This is a genomic window from Streptomyces sp. NPDC002573, from assembly GCF_042889625.1.
Lineage (GTDB): Bacteria > Actinomycetota > Actinomycetes > Streptomycetales > Streptomycetaceae > Streptomyces > Streptomyces gibsoniae.
In genome coordinates this window covers 444,786-464,220 of the sequence record NZ_JBIARC010000001.1, presented here as the reverse complement: position 1 = coordinate 464,220, position 19,435 = coordinate 444,786, and the positions used below count along the sequence as shown (strand labels likewise).

Genomic DNA, 19,435 nt, shown 5'->3' with positions numbered 1-19,435 from the left:
TCGGCCTGCGGCCGACCCTTGACTCGGTCCGCTCCAGCACGGGTGAGAAGCGAGCGGGCGGCCGGGGGTGTAGCGGGGGGCCGGCGGGGTGGGGGTGACGGTTGGCTGGGGAGGGCCCGGTGGTGGAGGGGGCGCATTCGCGTCTCGTATGCACGCCGGGCGGCCTCAGCGGCTTGCGGTGGTTGGGGGGTTCACGGGTTCGAGGAGTCGGGGGTTCGCAGGAGCTCAGCCTCGGCTCGGTCATGAAGCTGGTCAGTGCACGCGTTCACCGCATTCCGCTGGGAACAGGGCGGCGCCGGACGGCAGTTCGCCGGACGTCGCCCCATCACGCGCAGGCACGCTTCAAGAGAGCCCTCCACGGGCGGGTATTCGAGGGCAACCTCGTCCAGCACGGCGATATCGCCGGCGAGGTGCAGTTCCGTCGTGTGCACACCGCCCGGGAAACTGCCGGCCAAGGCCCCGAAGGCTGCCGTGTCATCGCCGTCGGCGACGCACTCTCGGATCTCGAAGCGCCAGTGCTCGGCCGCATCGGCAAGCAGCGCCCTGCCCCGCTTGCCCAGTCCGGCGAGGAGAACTGTGTGGGCTCGCAGATGGTCGGCGATGGCGCAGCAGATCGGGACCGCTGTGCCGTAGGGCGTCGTCACTCGCGTGTACTCGGCATGGGGATAGGACGACAGGGCCTCATCGACCAGCCCCAACGCGGTGTCGCGTGCCGCCGGGTGACCCTGCTGGGCGATGTCCAGGAGGAGAGGGGTCGCGACCGCAGCCGCCGGGAACACCGCGGCACTGTGGCTGTGGACGATTCCGCCGCCGCCGAGCAGCGAGCCTGCCTCTGCCGCCTCCACCAGGTTCGGCGCACCGGCCAGGGCGCGCAGCCCGCGGGCGGCACTGGCGGCCCCCGTTTCAACAAACCCCCGTTTGCCCGCACTTGTAGGGCGCAGACACCTGTCGAGTGTAGATGCAGAGCGTCACCATGGGGATGCGAAGGGTAAAACTCGGAGGGAGCGGGGAGCACGGTGGCTGCACTGCACGTATCACTCGGGGGACGACACTCGGCGTGCGCGTCGAAGAGGCGGAGGGCACGGTGAAGCAAGTACCGGCGGTCCCACGGACCCAGCGGGCTCCGGAGGGGGGGTGAAGCCGCCGATCGGTTCGTACGCCGTGGACGTCCGCAGCGGGAGGGTGGGCGTGGTGATGGGGCACGAGGGGCCGTATGTCCAGTTGAGACCGTACGGCGGGGGCAAGGAGTGGGACGTGGAGCCGGAGGCCGTGCGGCCCGCGACCCCGGCGGAGCGTCTGCGCGCCGCGACCGCGTACGCCAACGCGCGCAGTCGCGGCGAGGTCCCCTGAAGCAGCGGATCCCCGGACCTTCGGGCGCGCCCGCGGCATGACGTAGGGTGCGGCCGCATGGGCTTGCGGAGTTTGACGAGATGGAGAAAGCCGAGGGCCGAGCGCCGGTATCCCGTGCCCCTCACGATGCACCAGCTGTGGATGGTGGGGCTGAGCGCGCCTGTCGGCATGGACCGGAGCACCTCGTGGACCACCCTGTACCCGTTCACGCGGATCGACGACGACAGCGCTCGGCGGTGGCTGGCCGAGCGGTGGGAGATAACCTCGCGTGACAAGCTGGTCGGCCGGCTCGACGGGCTGGCGCGCACCGGCTACCGGGCGCGGGTCCACCAGGCCCTCGGGGTCTCGCCACTGGCCTGGGACGCCGCCCTGTACGTCGACCTCGCCCGCCGCGGCTTCGGCTCCGGGATGATCACCGAGGCCGACGCCTGGACCGCCCTGAAGAACATCGTGCCGACGGTCGCGAAGACGTACGCGTCCTGGCAGGAGTACGCCGATCACTATCTGCTCGGGCGGAAGGTGTGGCGGGACGGCTTGCGGGGGATCCCCGCGGACCTCCCCGCCCCGCAGTCCGTCGCCGACGCCCATGTGCGCTCCCTGCTCGACCCGGCGAACCGGACCAGTCCCTGGAACCTGGCGCCGTGGGACGCCATCTTCAACCCCGACCACGCGCGCTGACGCCGTACGCGAGAATGAGTCCATGAGTCTGTTCCGCGACGACGGCATCGTGCTGCGCACCCAGAAGCTGGGTGAGGCGGACCGGATCATCACGCTGCTCACGCGCGGTCACGGACGGGTACGGGCCGTGGCTCGCGGCGTGCGCCGTACCAAGTCGAAGTTCGGGGCCCGGCTGGAGCCCTTCTCGCATGTGGACGTGCAGTTCTTCGCACGCGGCAGTGAACTGGTGGGGCGCGGACTGCCGCTGTGCACCCAGAGCGAGACCATCGCTCCGTACGGGAGCGGCATCGTCGCGGACTACGCGCGCTACACCGCCGGGACCGCGATGCTGGAGACCGCCGAGCGGTTCACCGATCACGAGGGGGAGCCGGCGGTCCAGCAGTATCTGCTGCTCGTCGGGGGCCTGCGCACCCTCGCCCGGGGTGAGCACGCCCCGCATCTGGTCCTGGACGCCTTCCTGCTGCGCTCCCTGGCCGTCAACGGCTACGCACCCAGCTTCAGTGACTGCGCGAAGTGCGGTATGCCCGGTCCGAACCGTTTCTTCTCGGTGGCCTCGGGCGGTGTCGTGTGCGTCGACTGCCGGGTGCCCGGCAGCGTCGTACCCTCACCCGGTGCCCTGGAACTGCTCGGCGCGCTGCTGACGGGGGACTGGGAGACCGCGGACGCGTGCGAGCCGCGGTACGTCCGGGAGGGCAGCGGACTGGTGTCGGCGTATCTGCACTGGCACCTGGAGCGCGGACTGCGCTCCCTTCGATACGTGGAACAGTAGACAGTCACAGCGACAGCAGATCGAGGAGCGAGAAGCACATGGCCGTACGCGGGTTCCTGGGGCGTCAGCGCCGCGAGTACCAGACGCCGGAGCCGCACCCGTCCGGGGCTCGTCCGCCGAAGCTTCCCGGCGAGCTGGTCCCCACCCATGTGGCGATCGTGATGGACGGGAACGGCCGGTGGGCCAAGGAGCGCGGGCTGCCGCGCACCGAGGGGCACAAGGTCGGCGCCGAGCGGGTGCTGGACGTGCTGCAGGGCGCGATCGAGATGGGCGTCGGGAGCATCTCGCTGTACGCGTTCTCGACCGAGAACTGGAAGCGCTCGCCGGACGAGGTGCGCTTCCTCATGAACTTCAACCGTGACTTCATCCGCAAGACCCGCGACCAGCTCGACGCACTCGGCATCCGGGTGCGCTGGGTGGGCCGGATGCCCAAGCTGTGGAAGTCGGTGGCCAAGGAGCTCCAGGTCGCGCAGGAGCAGACCAAGGACAACGACCGGCTCACGCTGTACTTCTGCATGAACTACGGCGGCCGTGCCGAGATCGCGGACGCGGCGCAGGCCATGGCCGAGGAAGTGAAGGCGGGCCGGCTCGACCCCGCGAAGATCACGGAGAAGACCCTCACGAAGTACCTCTACTACCCGGACATGCCGGACGTGGACCTGTTCCTGCGGCCGAGCGGCGAGCAGCGCACCTCCAACTACCTGCTCTGGCAGAGCGCGTACGCCGAGATGGTCTTCCAGGACGTGCTGTGGCCGGACTTCGACCGCCGTGACCTGTGGCGGGCGTGCATGGAGTTCGCCTCCCGCGACCGCCGCTTCGGCGGGGCGGTCCCGAACGAGGAACTGCTCGCCATGGAACGGGACATGCAGGGCCGGCCGGCCTCCTCGTAGCCTGGTCTCGGGGCGGGAACCGCGGGAACGGGCCGTGCGCGTGTGCGATTAAGATCGTGAGCGACCGCTCGATCCTACGGGAGTTCCGTGTGTTCGCTTTCGTGATTCCTGCGCACAACGAGGAGGCCACGGTCGCCACGATCGTCGGCCAGGCCCTCGAGGTCGCACAGCCCGGCGACCGTGTGCTGGTGGTGGACAGCGGGTCGACCGACGACACGGCCCGGCGGGCACGTGAGGCCGGTGCGGAGGTGCTGAGCGGTCCGCTCGGCAAGGGCGCGGCCATGCAGCTGGCCGTGTCGGCGGTGGACAGCGAGTGGACGTGCTTCCTCGACGCCGACCTCACCGCGTCAGACCGGAACGTCGCCGCGGTGCTCCGCGAGACCGCGGCCGGTGGCACGGCGGACCACGTGGTCGGTGACTACGAGTACGACTACCCGGGCACCATCCTGGCGTCCACGTTCACCATCTACGAGCCGCTCACCGCCCGGTTCTTCCCGGAGGTCGGCTTCCACGGGGCCAACGCCCTCACGGGGTACCGCGCCGTCCGCACCCGTCTTCTGCGCACCGCCCCGCTGCCGCGGGACTTCGGTGTCGAGACCTTCCTCAACATCTCCCTCGCCCTGGCCGGCGGGCAGGTGAACGTGTGCCATCTCGGCGTCATCGGCAGCCGCTTCCGCTTCCACGGGGGCTCGATGGCGACCGAGATAGGCACCAGGATCCTGGACATGGCCGAAGCCCATGGGCGCCTGGACCCGGCCGACCGGCCGGAGTGGGAGCAGTGGCTCCACGTCGGGGTCGCCGCCATCGCGCCGAACACGGGTGACCAGGGCCGCTCGGCCGTGCTGTCCCGGCTGTTCAGCACGGTCCGCAGGCCGATGCCGACCAGCGGCACGTCGGCCCCGGTTCAGCTCACCAGCCGGTCCGGGGTCTGAGAACCGGCGGGTGCCGGGGTCCCGCAGCGGGCCCCGGCGTCCCGGCTCAGTCCGTGCTGCAGTCCGCGCAGGTGCCGAAGATCTCCACCGTGTGGGCGACGTTGACATAGCCGTGCTCCGCGGCGATGGCCTCGGCCCACTTCTCCACCGCCGGGCCCTCGACCTCGACTGCCTTGCCGCAGATGCGGCAGACCAGGTGGTGGTGGTGTTCGCCCGTCGAGCAACGGCGGTAGACGGACTCGCCGTCGGACGTGCGCAGGACGTCGACCTCGCCCGCGTCGGCAAGGGACTGCAGTGTGCGGTAGACCGTCGTCAGGCCCACCGAGTCGCCCTTGTGCTTGAGCATGTCGTGGAGTTCCTGCGCGCTGCGGAACTCCTCGACCTCGTCGAGTGCCGCAGCCACGGCGGCACGCTGGCGGGTGGATCGTCCCCGTACAGGCTGGCCGGCGGTCGTCACCGTTGCCTCCTCCTTGATGGCTTGCTCGCCTGCGGGGCGCTTCGAGCCGGTACCGGCGCGCCCCTTCGGCTCTCTCACGGCTCACGTCTGCGCCCTGCCGGGCCCATTGTGCCAGTCCGGGCCGTGAGCGGTCAGACTCCGACCTCGTCGGTCGCCTCCTGGTTGGCCGGAATCGCACACTCCAGTGGGTCCGAGGCGGCCCGCGCGGCGGCGAGTGCCCGCGCGCGTCGCCGCGCGAGCGGAGTCGCCAGAGCGGTGAGCGCGATGAACGCGGCGATCGTCAGCAGCACGATGGTCGCGCCCGGCGGCACGTCCTGGTAGTACGAGGTGATCGTGCCGCCGAGGGTCACGGTCACGCCGATGGCGATCGCGATGGCGAAGGTCGCCGCGAAGCTGCGGCCGAGCTGCTGTGCCGCCGCCACCGGGACCACCATCAGGGCGGACACCAGCAGCAGACCGACCACGCGCATCGCGACCGTCACGGTCACGGCCGCCGTGACGGCGGTCAGCAGGTTCAGCGCCCGCACCGGCAGGCCCGTCACCCGGGCGAACTCCTCGTCCTGGCTGACCGCGAAGAGCTGGCGGCGCAGACCGAGGGTGACCAGGACGACGAAGGCGGCGAGCAGACAGATCGCGATGACGTCCGACGGCGAGACCGTGGACAGCGATCCGAACAGGTACGACGTCAGGTTGGCGTTGGAGCCGCCCGGCGCGAGGTTGATGAACATCACGCCGCCGGCCATGCCGCCGTAGAACAGCATCGCGAGGGCGATGTCGCCGCGCGTCCTGCCGTACCAGCGGATCAGCTCCATCAGGATCGAGCCGAGGACGGAGACGGCCGTCGCCATCCACACCGGGGAGGTGGAGAGGAGGAAGCCGAGCCCGACGCCCGTCATCGCCACATGGCCGATGCCGTCGCCCATCAGGGCCTGGCGGCGCTGCACGAGGTAGATCCCGACGGCCGGCGCGGTGATGCCGACCAGGACGGCCGCGAGCAGGGCCCGCTGCATGAAGGCGTAGTTCAGGAAGTCCATCAGCTCAGCAGTCCCGTACGGATCGGTTCGGCGCCCGCCGCGTCGTGCGGGTGCACATGGTCGTGGCCGGGCAGGGCGTGCTGGCCCACGGCCCTCGGGGGCGGCCCGTCGTGCAGGACGCAGCCGTCGCGCAGCACCACCGCCCGGTCGATCAGTGGCTCCAGGGGTCCGAGTTCGTGCAGCACCAGCAGCACGGTCGCGCCTGCGGCCACCTGTCCCTCCAGGGTCCGCGCGAGCACCTCCTGGCTGGCCAGGTCGACGCCCGCCATCGGCTCGTCCATGATCAGCAGTTCGGGCTCGGAGGCGAGGGCGCGGGCGATCAGCACCCGCTGGTGCTGGCCGCCGGAGAGCGCGTTGACGGAGTCCTTGGCCCGGTCCGCCATGCCGACCAGTTCCAGGGCGTGTCGTACGGCCTCGTGGTCGGCCTTGCGCAGGACACCGAAGCGGGCCCGGGAGAGCCGGCCGGAGGAGACCACCTCGGTCACCGTGGCGGGCACGCCGCCCGCGGCCGTGGTGCGCTGCGGCACGTAGCCGATGCGCCGCCAGTCGCGGAAGCCGCGGCGCGGAGTGCCGAACAGCTCGATCTCGCCGGCGCTCGCCGGCACCTGGCCGATGATGCTGCGGACCGCCGTCGACTTGCCCGATCCGTTCGCGCCGAGCAGCGCGACGACCTCACCGCGGTGCACGGTCAGGTCGATGCCGCGCAGGACGGGGCGTGAACCCAGGTCGGCGCGTACGCCGCGCAGGCGTATGACGGGCTCGCTCATTGCCGCACCCTCCGGTGTCACTTGGCCTCCAGGGCTGTCTGCAGGGCTTTGAGGTTGGACTGCATGACCTGGAAGTAGTCGCTGCCGCGCGACTTGGCGGTGATGCCCTCGAGCGGGTCGAGGACGTCCGTCTTCAGGTTCGCGTCCTGGGCGACGGTCTTCGCGGTCTTGTCGCTGACGAGCGTCTCGTAGAAGACCGTGGAGACGCCGTCGGCCTTCGCGATGCTCTCGAGCTGCCGCACCCGCGCCGCGCTGGGCTCGGACTCCGGGTCCAGGCCGTTGATGGCCTCCTCGGTGAGGCCGTAGCGCTCGGCGAGGTAGCCGAAGGCGGCGTGGGTGGTGATGAAGACCTTGCTCTTGGTGTTCCGCAGCCCGGTCACGTACTGCTGGTTCAGCTCGTCGAGCCTCTTGACCAGGGCCGCCGTGTTCTTCGCGTAGTCGGCCGCGTGCTTGGGATCGGCCTTCTCGAAGGCCTTGCCGACGCCCTGGGCGACCTGGGCGTAGCGCACCGGGTCGAGCCAGATGTGGGGGTCCTTGGCGCCGGACTCCTCGCCCTGGTTCGTGTCGTGCGCGGCCGCGTGGCCGCCGACCTCGTTGCCGTGCTCCTCCAGCGTGGTCAGGGAGGCGGCGTCGATCTTCGTCTTGATCTCGGACTGGGCGACCGCGTCGTCGACGGAGGGCTGGAGGTTCTTGAGGTAGAGCACCGCGTCGGACTCCTGGAGCTGCGCGGTCTGCCGGGCGCTGATCTCCAGGTCGTGCGGCTCCTGGCCGGGCTGGGTGAGACTGGTGACGTGGACGTGCTTCCCACCGATCTGCTCGGCGAGGAACGCCATCGGATAGAACGACGCGACGACGTCGAATTTCCCGGTGTTGCCCTCGGCACTGGTGAGGGAGCAGGCGGAGAGGGCTCCGAGGCCCAGTGCGGTGACAGCGGCGACCGCGGTCCCGGGTATCAGACGTCGACCTATGTTCATGACAGTCATTTTCAACAAATATGGAAACCGTTGTCAACAATCCTCGGGTAACGGCTCGGTGCACCCGGGGACCCGCTCCAGGTGCCATACCGATTTGATTGGAGGGGAGCCCCCGCCGGTAACCTGAAGCATTCGCTCTGAAGCAATGCTCTGAAGCAGTCGCTTCGTCGCCCGTCGTCGTAATGAAGAGAGCACCGTGGCCGCCGACAAGATCGACACCATCGTCAGCCTGAGCAAGCGCCGTGGCTTCGTATTCCCGTGCAGCGAGATCTACGGCGGACAGCGCGCCGCCTGGGACTACGGACCGCTGGGTGTCGAGCTCAAGGAGAACATCAAGCGCCAGTGGTGGCGCTACATGGTCACGTCCCGCGAGGACGTCGTCGGTATCGACTCGTCGGTGATCCTGGCGACCGAGGTCTGGGTGGCCTCCGGTCACGTCGCCACCTTCACCGACCCGCTCACCGAGTGCACCTCCTGCCACAAGCGCTTCCGCGCCGACCACCTGGAGGAGGCATACGAGGCCAAGCACGGCCGTCTGCCTGAGAACGGTCTCTCGGACATCAACTGCCCCAACTGCGGCAACAAGGGCATGTTCACCGAGCCCAAGCAGTTCTCGGGTCTGCTCTCCACGCACCTCGGCCCGACGCAGGACAGCGGCTCGATCGCCTACCTGCGCCCGGAGACCGCCCAGGGCATCTTCACCAACTTCGCCCAGGTCCAGCAGACCTCGCGCCGCAAGCCGCCGTTCGGCATCGCGCAGATGGGCAAGTCCTTCCGCAACGAGATCACGCCCGGCAACTTCATCTTCCGTACCCGCGAGTTCGAGCAGATGGAGATGGAGTTCTTCGTCAAGCCGGGCGAGGACGAGAAGTGGCAGGAGTACTGGATGGAGCAGCGCTGGAACTGGTACACCGGCCTGGGCCTCCGTGAGGAGAACATGCGCTGGTACGAGCACCCGCAGGAGAAGCTCTCCCACTACTCCAAGCGCACCGCCGACATCGAGTACCGCTTCCAGTTCGGTGGCAACGAGTGGGGCGAGCTGGAGGGTGTCGCCAACCGCACGGACTACGACCTCGGCGCCCACGCCAAGGCCTCGGGCCAGGACCTGTCGTACTTCGACCAGGAGGCCGGCGAGCGCTGGACCCCGTACGTCATCGAGCCCGCGGCGGGTGTCGGCCGCGCCATGCTGGCGTTCCTGCTGGACGCCTACGTCGAGGACGAGGCCCCGAACGCCAAGGGCAAGATGGAGAAGCGCACGGTGCTGCGCCTGGACCACCGCCTGGCGCCGGTGAAGGTCGCGGTCCTGCCGCTGTCCCGCAACCCCGAGCTGTCCCCGAAGGCCAAGGGCCTCGCCCAGGCGCTGCGCGCGAACTGGAACATCGAGTTCGACGACGCGGGCGCCATCGGCCGCCGCTACCGCCGCCAGGACGAGATCGGCACGCCGTACTGCGTCACGGTCGACTTCGACACGCTCGAGGACAACGCGGTGACGGTGCGTGAGCGCGACTCGATGAAGCAGGAGCGCGTCTCGCTGGACCAGATCGAGGGCTACCTCGCGGGCCGTCTGATCGGCTGCTAGTCGCTGCACGAAGTACCGGACGCCGGGCGGGCTGGATCACTCCAGTCCGCCCGGCGTCTTTTTTCCCGGCGCGCGGACTCAGCGGCCCTGGAGCGCCTTGACGTTGTCGCCGAACGTCCAGTTCTTCGAGCCGTCCCAGTTGATCGACCAGGTCATCAGGCCCTTCAGGCTCGTGCCGTAGTGCTTCCAGGCCTGGGAGACCAGGGACGGTGACATATAGCCGCCGCCCGCTCCGGACTGGGCGGGCAGGCCCGGGACCTGCTTGTCGTACGGCACCCTGACCGTCGTGCCCTGGATGCTCAGGCCCTTGTTCAGGCAGTCCGTCTGCGCCACGAAGCCCGCCACCGTGCCGGCCGCGTAGGAGTCGCCGGAGCAGCCGTACATGCTGCCGTTGTAGTACTGCATGTTGAGCCACCACAGCCGGCCGTTGTCCGCGTACTTCTTGATCACCGGCAGGTACGCGCCCCAGATCGAGCCGTAGGTGATGCTGCCGCCGGTGACGTACGCCGTCTCCGGGGCCATCGTCAGGCCGAAGTTCGACGGCATGCGGGCCAGGATTCCGTCGATGATGCGGATCAGGTTGGCCTGGGACGTGGACAGTTGGCCGATGTTCCCGCTGCCGACCAGGCCCGTCTCGATGTCGATGTCGATGCCGTCGAAGTTGTACGTCTTCATGATCGGGACGATCGTCGAGACGAACCGGTCCGCCACGGCCGTCGAGCTGAGGTCGATACCCGCCGTCGCCCCGCCGATGGACAGCAGGATCGTCTGCCCGGCCGCCTTGGCCGCGCACATCTCCGCCGGGGTCGCCACCTTCACTCCCGGGTCCATGCCGTCCTCCCACAGTGCGGTGCCGTCGGAGCGGATGACCGGGAACGCCGCGTTGATCACGTTGTAGCCGTGGGCGGCGATACGGGAGTCGGTGATCGGGGTCCAGCCGAAGGGCGGGTGGACCCCGTTCGAGGAACCGTCCCAGTTCTCCCAGTAGCCCTGCAGGACCTTGCCGGAGGGGCGGGACCTCACGGCGCAGGTGTCGGCCGCGGACGCGGTGGGGGCGGTCGCGACCGAGAGCGGGACGAGGAACGCCGCCGTCAGGGCGGCGGCGAGCAGGCGGAGCCTGTGGCGGATCATGCGGGCCTCCCGGTGGGGGTGCGGTGAGGTGTCGTAGGCATGACACTGCGATGGTCCAGACCTTTCGTCAATAGGTCTGGACCAAATCGAGGTGTGGGGCGAGTGATAGATGACAGCTGACAGATATTGAAAACTGTCATCTGTCATGCCATGCTGGGCGCATGCTCGACGACAATCAGGGAGACTTCATGCGCACCCTTCAGCTCGGGACCACCGGCCCCCAGGTCTCCGCCCTCGGCCTCGGCTGCATGGGCATGTCCGCCCTCTACGGCGACGCCGACCGGGCCGAGTCCGTCGCCACCATCCACGCGGCCCTGGAAGCGGGGGTCACCCTGCTCGACACCGGCGACTTCTACGCCATGGGCCACAACGAGATGCTCATCGGCGAGGCCCTGCGCGCCGCCCCCGCCGCACGCCGTGAACAGGCGCTGGTCAGCGTCAAGTTCGGCGCCCTCCGCGACCCCGACGGAGGCTGGACCGGGTACGACGGCCGCCCCGCCGCCGTCAGGAACTTCGCCGCGTACTCGCTCCAGCGCCTCGGCGTCGACCACATCGACGTCTACCGCATCGCCCGTCTCGACCCCGACGTCCCGATCGAGGAGACGGTCGGCGCGATCGCCGAACTCGTCGAGAAGGGGTACGTCCGCCACATCGGCCTCAGCGAGGTCGGCGCCGACACCATCCGCCGGGCCGCCGCGACCGCCCCGATCGCGGACCTCCAGATCGAGTACTCGCTGATCTCGCGCGGCATCGAGGACCGCATCCTGCCCACCGTCAGCGAGCTGGGCATCGGCATCACCGCCTACGGAGTGCTCTCCCGCGGTCTGATCTCCGGCCACTTCACCCGCGACCGGCAGCTCGGCACCAACGACTTCCGGGCCTTCTCGCCCCGCTTCCAGGGCGCGAACCTGGACCACAACCTCGGTCTCGTCGAGGCGCTGCGCAAGATCGCCGAGCAGAAGGGCGTCAGCGTCGCACAGCTCGCGATCGCCTGGGTGCTCTCGCGAGGCCCGCGGCACGGCGCGGCCATTGTGCCGCTGATCGGCGCCCGCACCCGGGACCGGCTGTCCGAGGCGCTCGGTGCCCTCGACGTGACCCTGGACGAGACGGACCTGGCCACCATCGAGGCGGCCGTGCCGGCGGGCGCGGCGGCCGGCGCCCGCTACCCCGACATGCAGATGGCTCACCTCGACAGCGAGCGCTGACCATGGCGCCGGGTACGGTCTGAGTCATGTCACCGACCACCGAGACCCTGACCGCCGAGCGCATCCTCGAAGCGACCGAGGAGGTGCTGCGCCGCCACGGCCCGGCCAAGGCCACCGTGGTGGACGTGGCCCGCGCGCTCGGTGTCAGCCACGGCAGCGTCTACCGCCACTTCCGTACCAAGGCGGCGCTGCGTGAGGCGGTCACCCAGCGGTGGCTGGACCGCGCGTCCGGCAGACTCGCCGGGATCGCCGCGCGGGACAGTGACCCGGAGACGCGGCTGCGCGACTGGCTGTCGGCCCTGTTCGAGGCCAAGCGGCACAAGGCCGGCGACGACCCGGAACTGTTCGCCACGTTCTCCGTGCTGACCGGGGAGAACAGCCAGGTGGTGGACCAGCACATCGCGGACCTCCTCGGCCAGCTCACGGAGATCCTCCGGGACGGTGTCGCACGCGGCGTGTTCGCGACGGCCCTCGACCCGGCGGTCACGGCCCGGGCGGTCTTCGACGCGACGGGACGCTTCCACGACCCCTTCTACGCGAGGGAGTGGGGGCGTCCCGGGATCCAGGCGGAGTTCGACGCGGTGGTGGACCTGCTGCTGCGCGGACTGCGGGCGACCGGCGGTCCTTCCGAGACGTCCTAGGCCACGCAGAACTCGTTGCCCTCCGGGTCCTGCATCACCCACCAGTGGCCGGCCGGACCCTTGTCCCGCTCCTCGACGCGGGTGGCGCCCAGCGACTCCAGCCGCGCCACCGTCGCGTCACGGTGCTGCGGTCCCGCGTGCACGTCCAGGTGCAGGCGGTTCTTCGTGTTCTTGGGCTCGGGGACGTCCTGGAAGAGGATGCGGCGGCCCCGGCCGATGCCGGTCGCCTCGTCGTAGGGGTCCTCGGGGTGCCGGATCGCCGCGAAGCCGCGGAAGACGCGGATCCCGTCGTACTCGGCGACCGCCGCCTCCGGCAGCTCGCCCGCCGCCAGCAGGCGGTCGATCAGCACGCTGTTGTTCTCCACCGTGTATCCCAGCGCCGCCGCCCAGAAGTCGGCCAGGGCGGGGGCGTCGTCCGTGTCGACGACCAGTTTCCAGTCCAGTGCCGTTGCCATGCGGGCAGTTCTACCGCGGGTCCGGCGTCGCCTGGTGGGCTTCCGTGAGGTGTTCCTCGGCTTTCAGCCACGGCAGGAACGGTGTGTCCATGCGCCAGCCGCAGGTGTCGCAGGTGATGGTGCGCTGCATCCCGGCCCGTCGCACGCGCACCACGTGCTCACGTCCGTTCCGGTCCCGGCCGCTGACCTTGCTCGTGTTGATCTGCAGCATGACGCCTCCTGGGAGTGCCTCTCCGCTCGCGCAGCAAGGAGTGTGCAGCAATCGGAAGATCAACGGTGGTGGATGGGCGCTTTCGTACGGCGAGTTGACGGACCCGCCGTCTGCCGGTCACCGTCCGGACGGGACGGCGACCATGACGCGCTCGCTCGAATCCCGAATGCGGCACGACCGTCGTCCGGCGCATGGTTGGCTGCCGGTGTGGCAGAAGACCTGGAGATCGTCGCATTCGCATCCGCCGAGGCCTTCGAGGAGTGGCTCGACGAACGGCACGCGTCCTCGGCCGGTGTGTGGCTGAAGATCAGGAAGAAGACGCCGGGAGTGGCGGCCCTCGACTATGCCCAGGCGCTCGACGTGGCGCTCTGCTTCGGCTGGATCGACGGGCAGAAGAAGAAGTTCGACGACGAGAACTGGCTTCAGCGCTTCACCCCGCGCACACGCGCGAGCAGGTGGTCCAAGATCAATCGGGACAAGGCGGCGGCCCTGATCGAGCAGGGGTGGATGCGTCCGGCGGGGCTGGCCGAGGTGGAGCGGGCCAAGGCGGACGGTCGCTGGGACGCCGCCTACGACGGTGCGAGCACGGCGTCGGTCCCCGAGGACCTCGCCCGCGCCCTGGCCTCCGAGCCGGCCGCGGCGGAGTTCTTCGCCACCCTGGACAGCAGGAACCGCTATGCGGTCCTGTACCGCGTGCAGGACGCCAAGAAACCCGAGACGAGGGTGCGCCGGATCGAGAAGTACGTGGCGATGCTCGCCGAAGGAAAGAAGATCTATCCCTGAGGACGGCGGCGGCCGAGGCCTTGCCGCCCCGGACCGGGCAGGGTCTGTCCGGCGGATCCGGGGCGGCGGGGCCTCGATGCCTGATCGGCCCCGGGTGAGCGGGGCCGGGGCGTCCGGCCGCGAGGTGCGGGAAGGTGCCGTCGTACGCGCGCGTGCTAGCTGATCGTGCGCGGCAGCCGCAGGCTCAGGGCCACGGTCAGGGCGATCCCGGCCAGCTGGACCAGGAGCGTGGTGACCAGTGCGTCCCGCATGCCCCAGTCGGACACCAGGGACAGGAAGAGGGAGCCGAGCGTCGCCACTCCCAGCGCCAGCGCCGACTGCTGGGTGGTGATCATGACACCGCCGCCGACACCCGCCCGGGCCGGCGGCACCTCGGACAGGATGATCCGCAGCAGGATCGGGAGCTGGAGCGCCTGGCCGGCACCGGCCACCGCCGCGCCCGGCAGCAGCTCCACCGTGCCCAGATGGGGCCAGGAGTGCCATGCGGTGAGCGCCATCAGCGCCACGCCGACCCCCTGAACCAGTCCGCCGGCCGTGACCACCCGGGTGCCGAAGCGGGCCACGAGCCGGGGCCCGCAGAGCGAGACCGCGAAGAACGCCACCGCCATCGGCGTGAGCGCGAGACCCGCCGGGACCGGGCCGAGCCCGGCACCGCGCTGCAGCGCCACCGCGATCACGAACATGAAGCCGCTGAAGCCGAGCGAGAACGGCACCAGCAGGACGAGCCCGCGCCGCAGCGAGGTGAGCGCGAACAGGGTCGGCGGCACCAGGGGCGTCCGCCCCTGTCGGTCCGCCCGGCGCTCCACGGCGTAGAACGCCCAGGTCGCGAAGGGGAAAGCCGCCAGCGAGAGCCAGGTCCACAGCGGCCAGCCCGTCGCCCGGCCCTCGGTGAGCGGGGCGAGCAGCGTCAGCAGGGAGACCGCGAGCAGCGCGGTGCCGGGGCCGTCCACCGGCTCGGGGTGCTGCGAGCGGGTCTCGGGGACCGCGCGTACGGCCAGGACCAGGCCGACGATCACGACCGGGACGTTGACGAGGAACACCGAGCGCCAGCCGGTGCCCGCGATGTCCGCGGCCACGAGCACACCGCCGAGGATCTGCCCGGCGACCATGGAGAGCCCGGCGGTCGCGCCGTACAGGCTCATCGCCCGGGCGCGCCGCTGTCCGCTGGTCGCCGCCTGGATGGTGGCGAGCACCTGCGGGAGCATCGCCGCGGACGCCGCGCCCTGGGCGGCACGCGCCGCGACCAGCGTCCAGGCGTTCGGGGCGAGCCCGCACGCCAGCGAGGTGACGCCGAAGGCCGCCATCCCGGCGACGAAGAACTCGCGCCGGCCGAAGAGGTCGCCCAGCCTGCCGCCGAGGACGAGCAGGACGGCGTACGCCAGTCCGTACCCGGAGACGACGAGTTCGAGGACGGGCTCGCTCGCGTGCAGGTCCCCGCCGATGGTCGGGAGGGCGACGTTGACGATGAAGAAGTCGATGAGGGGCAGTGCCGCACCGAGCAGCACCGTGAACAGTCCGAGCCCGCCCAACCGGGGTGTCGCCACCGGGGAGCGGACGGTACGGGAAATCAGAGTCTCGGTCACGGCATAGAGCCTGCGGCAACTCCCAGCGTGGTACCAGAGTCCCCTTATCCTGGTAGCAGCGCTACCTGGCAACAGGGTCCGGTGGGCGGCAGGCTGGAGGCATGACGACCATGGTGCAGCAGACGGCGGCGGTCCCGGGGACCGCCGGTCAGGACGATGTGCGGGCGATGCCCGCCTCCGAGATCCGCCGGTCCGAACTGGCCGCCTTCCTGCGCCACCGCCGCGAGCACATCCCCCCCGAGCAGGTCGGGCTGCCCCGCGGCCGCCGCCGTCGCACCCCGGGGCTGCGCCGCGAGGAGGTCGCCCAGCTCTCCGCGGTCGGCGTCACCTGGTACACCTGGCTGGAACAGGCCCGGGACATCCAGGTCTCCGTCCAGGTCCTCGACGCCCTCGCCCGTGCGCTGCTGCTCGACGTGAGCGAGCGGGCGCATCTGTTCAATCTGGCCGGGGTCGTCGACCCCGCGCCCGGCGCGCACTGCCCGTCCGTCACCGAGGCCCAGCGGGCCCTGCTGGAGCAGCTGGAGCCGATTCCGGCCTGCATCCAGAACAGCCGGTACGACATCCTCGCTTACAACCGCACCTACGGGCTGCTGCTGTGCGACCTCGACGCGATCGCGCCGGCCGACCGCAACTGCATGGTGCTCTGCTACACGAACCCGGACTGGCAGGCGTCGATCGTGCTGCTGGAGGAGACCATGCGGCTGATGGCCGCCAAGTTCCGCGCCTCGATGGCCGGCCACCTCGGCGAGCCCGCCTGGAAGATGCTGCTCAAACGGCTGTCGGCGGAGTCCGCCGAGTTCCGTGAGGCGTGGGAGCTGCACGAGGTGGTGAGCGCCCGCAGCAAGCGCAAGCAGTTCCGCAACGCCCATGTGGGCCTGCTGACGCTGGACCACACGGACCTGTGGCTGGGACCGCACGACGGCCCCCGGATGGTGACCTACGCACCCGCCGACGCCGGATCCCGTGCGGGGCTCGAGCGGCTGCTCTCCCTCGCCCGGGAGCGGGAGCGGGTCGCGGTCTAGCCGGGGCGGCATGTACCCCTCGCGGGGCGGGTGCGCACCAAGGCCGTGCCGGGCGACGCGTGCCGGTGAGGCTCTCCGGTCGCGGCGCTAGGTCCTGTCGTCTGACGACAGGGCCTAGGCGCTGACTCCGGCCGCCTCGCGCACCTCGGCCGCCTGGAGCCGCTCCGCCGTGCGGTCCGCCGTGCGGCGGCCCCAGCGGCCCGTGGTCAGGGCGCCCAGGGAGAGCACCGCGACACCGCACACGGTCAGGACCCACCAGCCGGGGCGGGCGGCGGAGACGAAGGTGTCCTGGTACGCCCCGGAGCCCACGCCCGCGGCCAGCAGCGCGCCGACCACTGCGACGCCGAGGGTCTGGCCGAGCTGGCGGCTGGTGGAGGCGACGGCGGCGGCGACACCGGCCTGGGCGCGCGGCATACCGGAGACGGCGGTGTTGGTTATGGGCGCGTTGACGAAGCCGAAGCCGATGCCGAAGAGGACGTAGCCGACGAACAGGGTGACGTTCGACGTCTCCGCCTCGAACGCCGCGAACAGCACGGCGCTCGCGGTCATCGCGCAGCCCGCGATCAGCAGCGGCAGCCGCGGTCCGCGGCTGCCGACCAGCCGGCCGGACAGGGGTGCGCACAGGAAGGTCGGGGCCGCCATCGGGAGCATCCACAGACCCGCGTGCAGGGCGTCCAGGCCCCGTACGTTCTGCAGATACAGGGTGGACAGGAAGAGGAAGCCGCCCAGAGCCGAGAACGCGCTGATGGCGATCACGGTGGCCCCGCTGAACGGCGCCGAGTGGAAGAACCGCAGGTCGATGAGGGGTTCGGTGCGCCGGGGCTCGTACCGGAGCAGGGCGAGCAGGGCCACGAGCGCGAGCGCGCCGAACGGCACGACACGGGCGGCGCCGGCGTCCGGGGCCTCGATGATCGCGTAGGTCAGCGAGCCGAACAGGGCGATGACGAGCAGCTGGCCGACCGGGTCGGGGCGGCGGGCCTTGGGCGCCCGGGACTCGGGGACGAAGCGCAGGGTCAGCAGGAGCGCGGCGAGGCCCACCGGCAGGTTGACCCAGAAGATCGAGCGCCAGCCGACCGACTCCACCAGCAGCCCGCCGACCAGCGGGCCCGCGGCCATCGATATGCCGACGACGGCGCCCCACACACCGATCGCGCGGGCCCGCTCCCGGGCGTCGGTGAAGGTGTTGGTGATGATCGACATGGCGACCGGGTTGAGCATCGAGCCGCCGATCGCCTGCACCATCCGGAACACGACCAGCAGTTCCAGGTTCGGGGCGAGGGAGCACAGCAGCGAGCCGACGCTGAAGACGACGAGGCCCGCCATGAAGACGCGCTTGCGGCCGATCCGGTCGGCTGTGGAGCCCGCCAGCATCAGCAGCGAGGCCAGGACGAGGGTGTACGCGTCGATGGTCCACTGCAGCCCCGACGTGGTCGCGTGCAGTTCGCGCTGCATCGAGGGCAGGGCGACGTTCAGGACGGTGTTGTCGAGGCTCACGATCAGCAGGCTCATACAGCAGATCGCGAGCACCAGCAGACGCCGGCGGTGGCTCAGCTCGGGCATGGGAACATCGTACGACGAATTCGATAGTGCGGCTAACTAATGACCGATGCACGGTGGTCCGATCACCGGGCCACCCGTGCCGGGTACCCGCCGGCGTGCGTGACAATGGGGAAATGCCCACGTCCACGATGACCCCGACGAACCCGATGACCTCGGCGGATCCGACGACCCCGACGAACCCGGGCGACCCGGAGAGCTCGGCGACCCCGGCGAGCCGGACGGACTCCGCGGTGCGGGTCGGTCCGCACGCCCTCCGGGCGCCCGTCGTGCTCGCGCCCATGGCCGGGATCACCAACGCGCCGTTCCGCACACTGTGCCGGGAGTTCAGCGGTGGCAAGGGCCTGTTCGTGAGCGAGATGATCACGACCCGGGCGCTGGTCGAGCGCAACGACAAGACCATGCAGCTGATCAAGTTCGACGCGAGCGAGCAGCCGCGCTCGATCCAGCTCTACGGCGTCGACCCGGCGACCGTCGGCAAGGCCGCCCGCATGATCGCGGAAGAGGGCCTGGCCGACCACATCGACCTGAACTTCGGCTGCCCGGTGCCCAAGGTGACCCGCAAGGGCGGCGGCGCCGCGCTGCCGTACAAGCGGAACCTGCTGCGGGCGATCCTGCGCGAGGCCGTGAGCGGAGCCGGTGACCTCCCGGTCACGATGAAGATGCGCAAGGGCATCGACGACGACCACCTCACCTACCTGGACGCCGGCCGGATCGCCGTCGAGGAGGGCGCGCAGGCCATCGCGCTGCACGGCCGCACCAGCGCACAGCATTACGGCGGCACGGCGGACTGGGACGCGATCGCGCGGCTGAAGGAGCATGTGCCGGAGATCCCCGTGCTCGGCAACGGCGATGTCTGGTCGGCCGAGGACGCGCTGCGCATGGTGCGCGAGACGGGCTGCGACGGGGTCGTGGTCGGCCGCGGCTGCCTGGGGCGGCCGTGGCTGTTCGCGGATCTGGTGGCGGCCTTCGAGGGACGGACCGGGGAGACGGCGCGGCCGGCCCTGCGCGAGGTGGCCGACATCATGGTCCGGCACGCCACCTTGCTCGGCGAGTGGCTCGGCGACGAGTCGCGCGGAGTCGTCGACTTCCGCAAGCACGTGGCCTGGTATCTGAAGGGCTTCTCGGTCGGCTCCGAGATGCGCAAGCGGCTCGCCATCACCTCCTCGCTCCAGGAGCTGCGGGCCGGTCTCGACGAGCTGGACCTCGACCAGGCCTGGCCGGTCGGCGCCGACGGCCCGCGCGGCCGGACGTCCGGCAACAACCGCGTGGTGCTGCCGGACGGCTGGCTCAAGGACCCGTACGACTGCTCGGGCATCAGCGAGGACGCGGAGCTGGACACGTCCGGGGGCTGAACTCCGGAGCGGAAACCCGAGGGGGCCGCACCCGCACCGTCCGGTGCGGTGCGGCCCCCGGG

Annotated in this window: 21 protein-coding genes; 11 read left to right on the top strand and 10 right to left on the bottom strand. The window is 70.5% G+C overall.

Going from position 1 to position 19,435, the window contains the following annotated elements:
• Positions 1–191: 191 nt before the first annotated feature.
• Positions 192–845 carry a hypothetical protein gene (locus ACFYX0_RS02140; protein WP_388965286.1) on the bottom strand — a complete coding sequence of 218 codons (654 nt, stop codon included), beginning with the start codon at positions 843–845 and terminating at the stop codon, positions 192–194.
• Between the two features lie 289 nt (positions 846–1,134).
• Here ACFYX0_RS02140 and ACFYX0_RS02135 point away from each other — a divergent pair, with 289 nt between their 5' ends.
• The 5 genes from ACFYX0_RS02135 (at position 1,135) to ACFYX0_RS02115 (ending at position 4,619) form a co-directional block, all read left to right on the top strand.
• On the top strand, positions 1,135–1,350 hold the full coding sequence (locus tag ACFYX0_RS02135) for a hypothetical protein (protein WP_311697374.1): 216 nt from the start codon (positions 1,135–1,137) through the stop codon (positions 1,348–1,350).
• Between the two features lie 57 nt (positions 1,351–1,407).
• A complete protein-coding gene (locus tag ACFYX0_RS02130; protein ID WP_388965283.1) occupies positions 1,408–2,028 on the top strand; it encodes a DUF1266 domain-containing protein in 621 nt (206 codons plus the stop codon).
• 22 nt (positions 2,029–2,050) lie between these two features.
• Positions 2,051–2,797, top strand: a complete 747-nt coding sequence (recO, locus tag ACFYX0_RS02125; RefSeq protein ID WP_355919054.1) for a DNA repair protein RecO — start codon at positions 2,051–2,053, stop codon at positions 2,795–2,797.
• A 38-nt stretch (positions 2,798–2,835) separates the two neighbouring features.
• Positions 2,836–3,687 (top strand): isoprenyl transferase, encoded by an 852-nt coding sequence (locus ACFYX0_RS02120; RefSeq protein WP_355919057.1) that lies wholly within the window; start codon positions 2,836–2,838, stop codon positions 3,685–3,687.
• Positions 3,688–3,776: 89 nt separating this feature from the next.
• Positions 3,777–4,619: a glycosyltransferase family 2 protein gene (locus tag ACFYX0_RS02115; protein WP_388965280.1), complete on the top strand. Its 843-nt coding sequence runs from the start codon at positions 3,777–3,779 to the stop codon at positions 4,617–4,619.
• A gap of 46 nt (positions 4,620–4,665) precedes the next feature.
• Here the strand turns inward: ACFYX0_RS02115 and ACFYX0_RS02110 are convergent, their stop codons facing one another.
• From ACFYX0_RS02110 to ACFYX0_RS02095, 4 genes are all read right to left on the bottom strand, one after another.
• Positions 4,666–5,076, bottom strand: coding sequence for a transcriptional repressor (locus ACFYX0_RS02110; protein ID WP_355919063.1), 411 nt, complete (start codon positions 5,074–5,076; stop codon positions 4,666–4,668).
• Positions 5,077–5,207: 131 nt separating this feature from the next.
• Positions 5,208–6,110, bottom strand: a complete 903-nt coding sequence (locus ACFYX0_RS02105; protein ID WP_355919066.1) for a metal ABC transporter permease — start codon at positions 6,108–6,110, stop codon at positions 5,208–5,210.
• Complete coding sequence (locus tag ACFYX0_RS02100; protein WP_355919069.1) at positions 6,110–6,877, bottom strand: metal ABC transporter ATP-binding protein; 768 nt, start codon at positions 6,875–6,877, stop codon at positions 6,110–6,112. The genes ACFYX0_RS02105 and ACFYX0_RS02100 overlap by 1 nt, the downstream gene beginning before the upstream one ends.
• 17 nt (positions 6,878–6,894) lie before the next feature.
• Positions 6,895–7,851, bottom strand: coding sequence for a metal ABC transporter substrate-binding protein (locus tag ACFYX0_RS02095; RefSeq protein ID WP_355919072.1), 957 nt, complete (start codon positions 7,849–7,851; stop codon positions 6,895–6,897).
• A gap of 196 nt (positions 7,852–8,047) precedes the next feature.
• Between ACFYX0_RS02095 and ACFYX0_RS02090 the strand changes: the two genes are divergently transcribed.
• Positions 8,048–9,430, top strand: a complete 1,383-nt coding sequence (locus ACFYX0_RS02090; protein ID WP_388965277.1) for a glycine--tRNA ligase — start codon at positions 8,048–8,050, stop codon at positions 9,428–9,430.
• 78 nt (positions 9,431–9,508) lie between these two features.
• Here the strand turns inward: ACFYX0_RS02090 and ACFYX0_RS02085 are convergent, their stop codons facing one another.
• The gene (locus tag ACFYX0_RS02085) at positions 9,509–10,561 is read right to left on the bottom strand and encodes a chitinase (RefSeq protein WP_388965275.1); all 1,053 of its coding nucleotides are present in this window, start codon (positions 10,559–10,561) and stop codon (positions 9,509–9,511) included.
• A 161-nt stretch (positions 10,562–10,722) separates the two neighbouring features.
• Between ACFYX0_RS02085 and ACFYX0_RS02080 the strand changes: the two genes are divergently transcribed.
• Entirely contained in the window at positions 10,723–11,766 is a 1,044-nt protein-coding gene (locus ACFYX0_RS02080; protein ID WP_388965273.1) for an aldo/keto reductase, read from the top strand.
• Between the two features lie 26 nt (positions 11,767–11,792).
• A complete protein-coding gene (locus ACFYX0_RS02075; RefSeq protein WP_388965270.1) occupies positions 11,793–12,407 on the top strand; it encodes a TetR family transcriptional regulator in 615 nt (204 codons plus the stop codon).
• On the opposite strand, the gene ACFYX0_RS02070 is transcribed toward ACFYX0_RS02075, so the two are convergent.
• Positions 12,404–12,862: a VOC family protein gene (locus ACFYX0_RS02070; protein WP_388965268.1), complete on the bottom strand. Its 459-nt coding sequence runs from the start codon at positions 12,860–12,862 to the stop codon at positions 12,404–12,406. The two genes, ACFYX0_RS02075 and ACFYX0_RS02070, sit on opposite strands and share 4 nt — an antisense overlap.
• A gap of 10 nt (positions 12,863–12,872) precedes the next feature.
• Positions 12,873–13,073, bottom strand: coding sequence for a hypothetical protein (locus tag ACFYX0_RS02065; RefSeq protein WP_355919089.1), 201 nt, complete (start codon positions 13,071–13,073; stop codon positions 12,873–12,875).
• Between the two features lie 207 nt (positions 13,074–13,280).
• Here ACFYX0_RS02065 and ACFYX0_RS02060 point away from each other — a divergent pair, with 207 nt between their 5' ends.
• A complete protein-coding gene (locus ACFYX0_RS02060) occupies positions 13,281–13,856 on the top strand; it encodes a YdeI family protein (protein WP_388965265.1) in 576 nt (191 codons plus the stop codon).
• A gap of 155 nt (positions 13,857–14,011) precedes the next feature.
• Here the strand turns inward: ACFYX0_RS02060 and ACFYX0_RS02055 are convergent, their stop codons facing one another.
• Positions 14,012–15,439: an MFS transporter gene (locus tag ACFYX0_RS02055; protein ID WP_388965263.1), complete on the bottom strand. Its 1,428-nt coding sequence runs from the start codon at positions 15,437–15,439 to the stop codon at positions 14,012–14,014.
• A 101-nt stretch (positions 15,440–15,540) separates the two neighbouring features.
• Between ACFYX0_RS02055 and ACFYX0_RS02050 the strand changes: the two genes are divergently transcribed.
• Complete coding sequence (locus ACFYX0_RS02050; RefSeq protein WP_388965261.1) at positions 15,541–16,461, top strand: helix-turn-helix domain-containing protein; 921 nt, start codon at positions 15,541–15,543, stop codon at positions 16,459–16,461.
• A gap of 114 nt (positions 16,462–16,575) precedes the next feature.
• Here ACFYX0_RS02050 and ACFYX0_RS02045 read toward each other — a convergent pair whose 3' ends face one another.
• The gene (locus ACFYX0_RS02045; protein ID WP_388965258.1) at positions 16,576–18,021 is read right to left on the bottom strand and encodes an MFS transporter; all 1,446 of its coding nucleotides are present in this window, start codon (positions 18,019–18,021) and stop codon (positions 16,576–16,578) included.
• A 278-nt stretch (positions 18,022–18,299) separates the two neighbouring features.
• Between ACFYX0_RS02045 and dusB the strand changes: the two genes are divergently transcribed.
• Entirely contained in the window at positions 18,300–19,373 is a 1,074-nt protein-coding gene (gene dusB, locus ACFYX0_RS02040) for a tRNA dihydrouridine synthase DusB (protein WP_388965346.1), read from the top strand.
• The last annotated feature ends 62 nt before the right edge of the window (positions 19,374–19,435 follow it).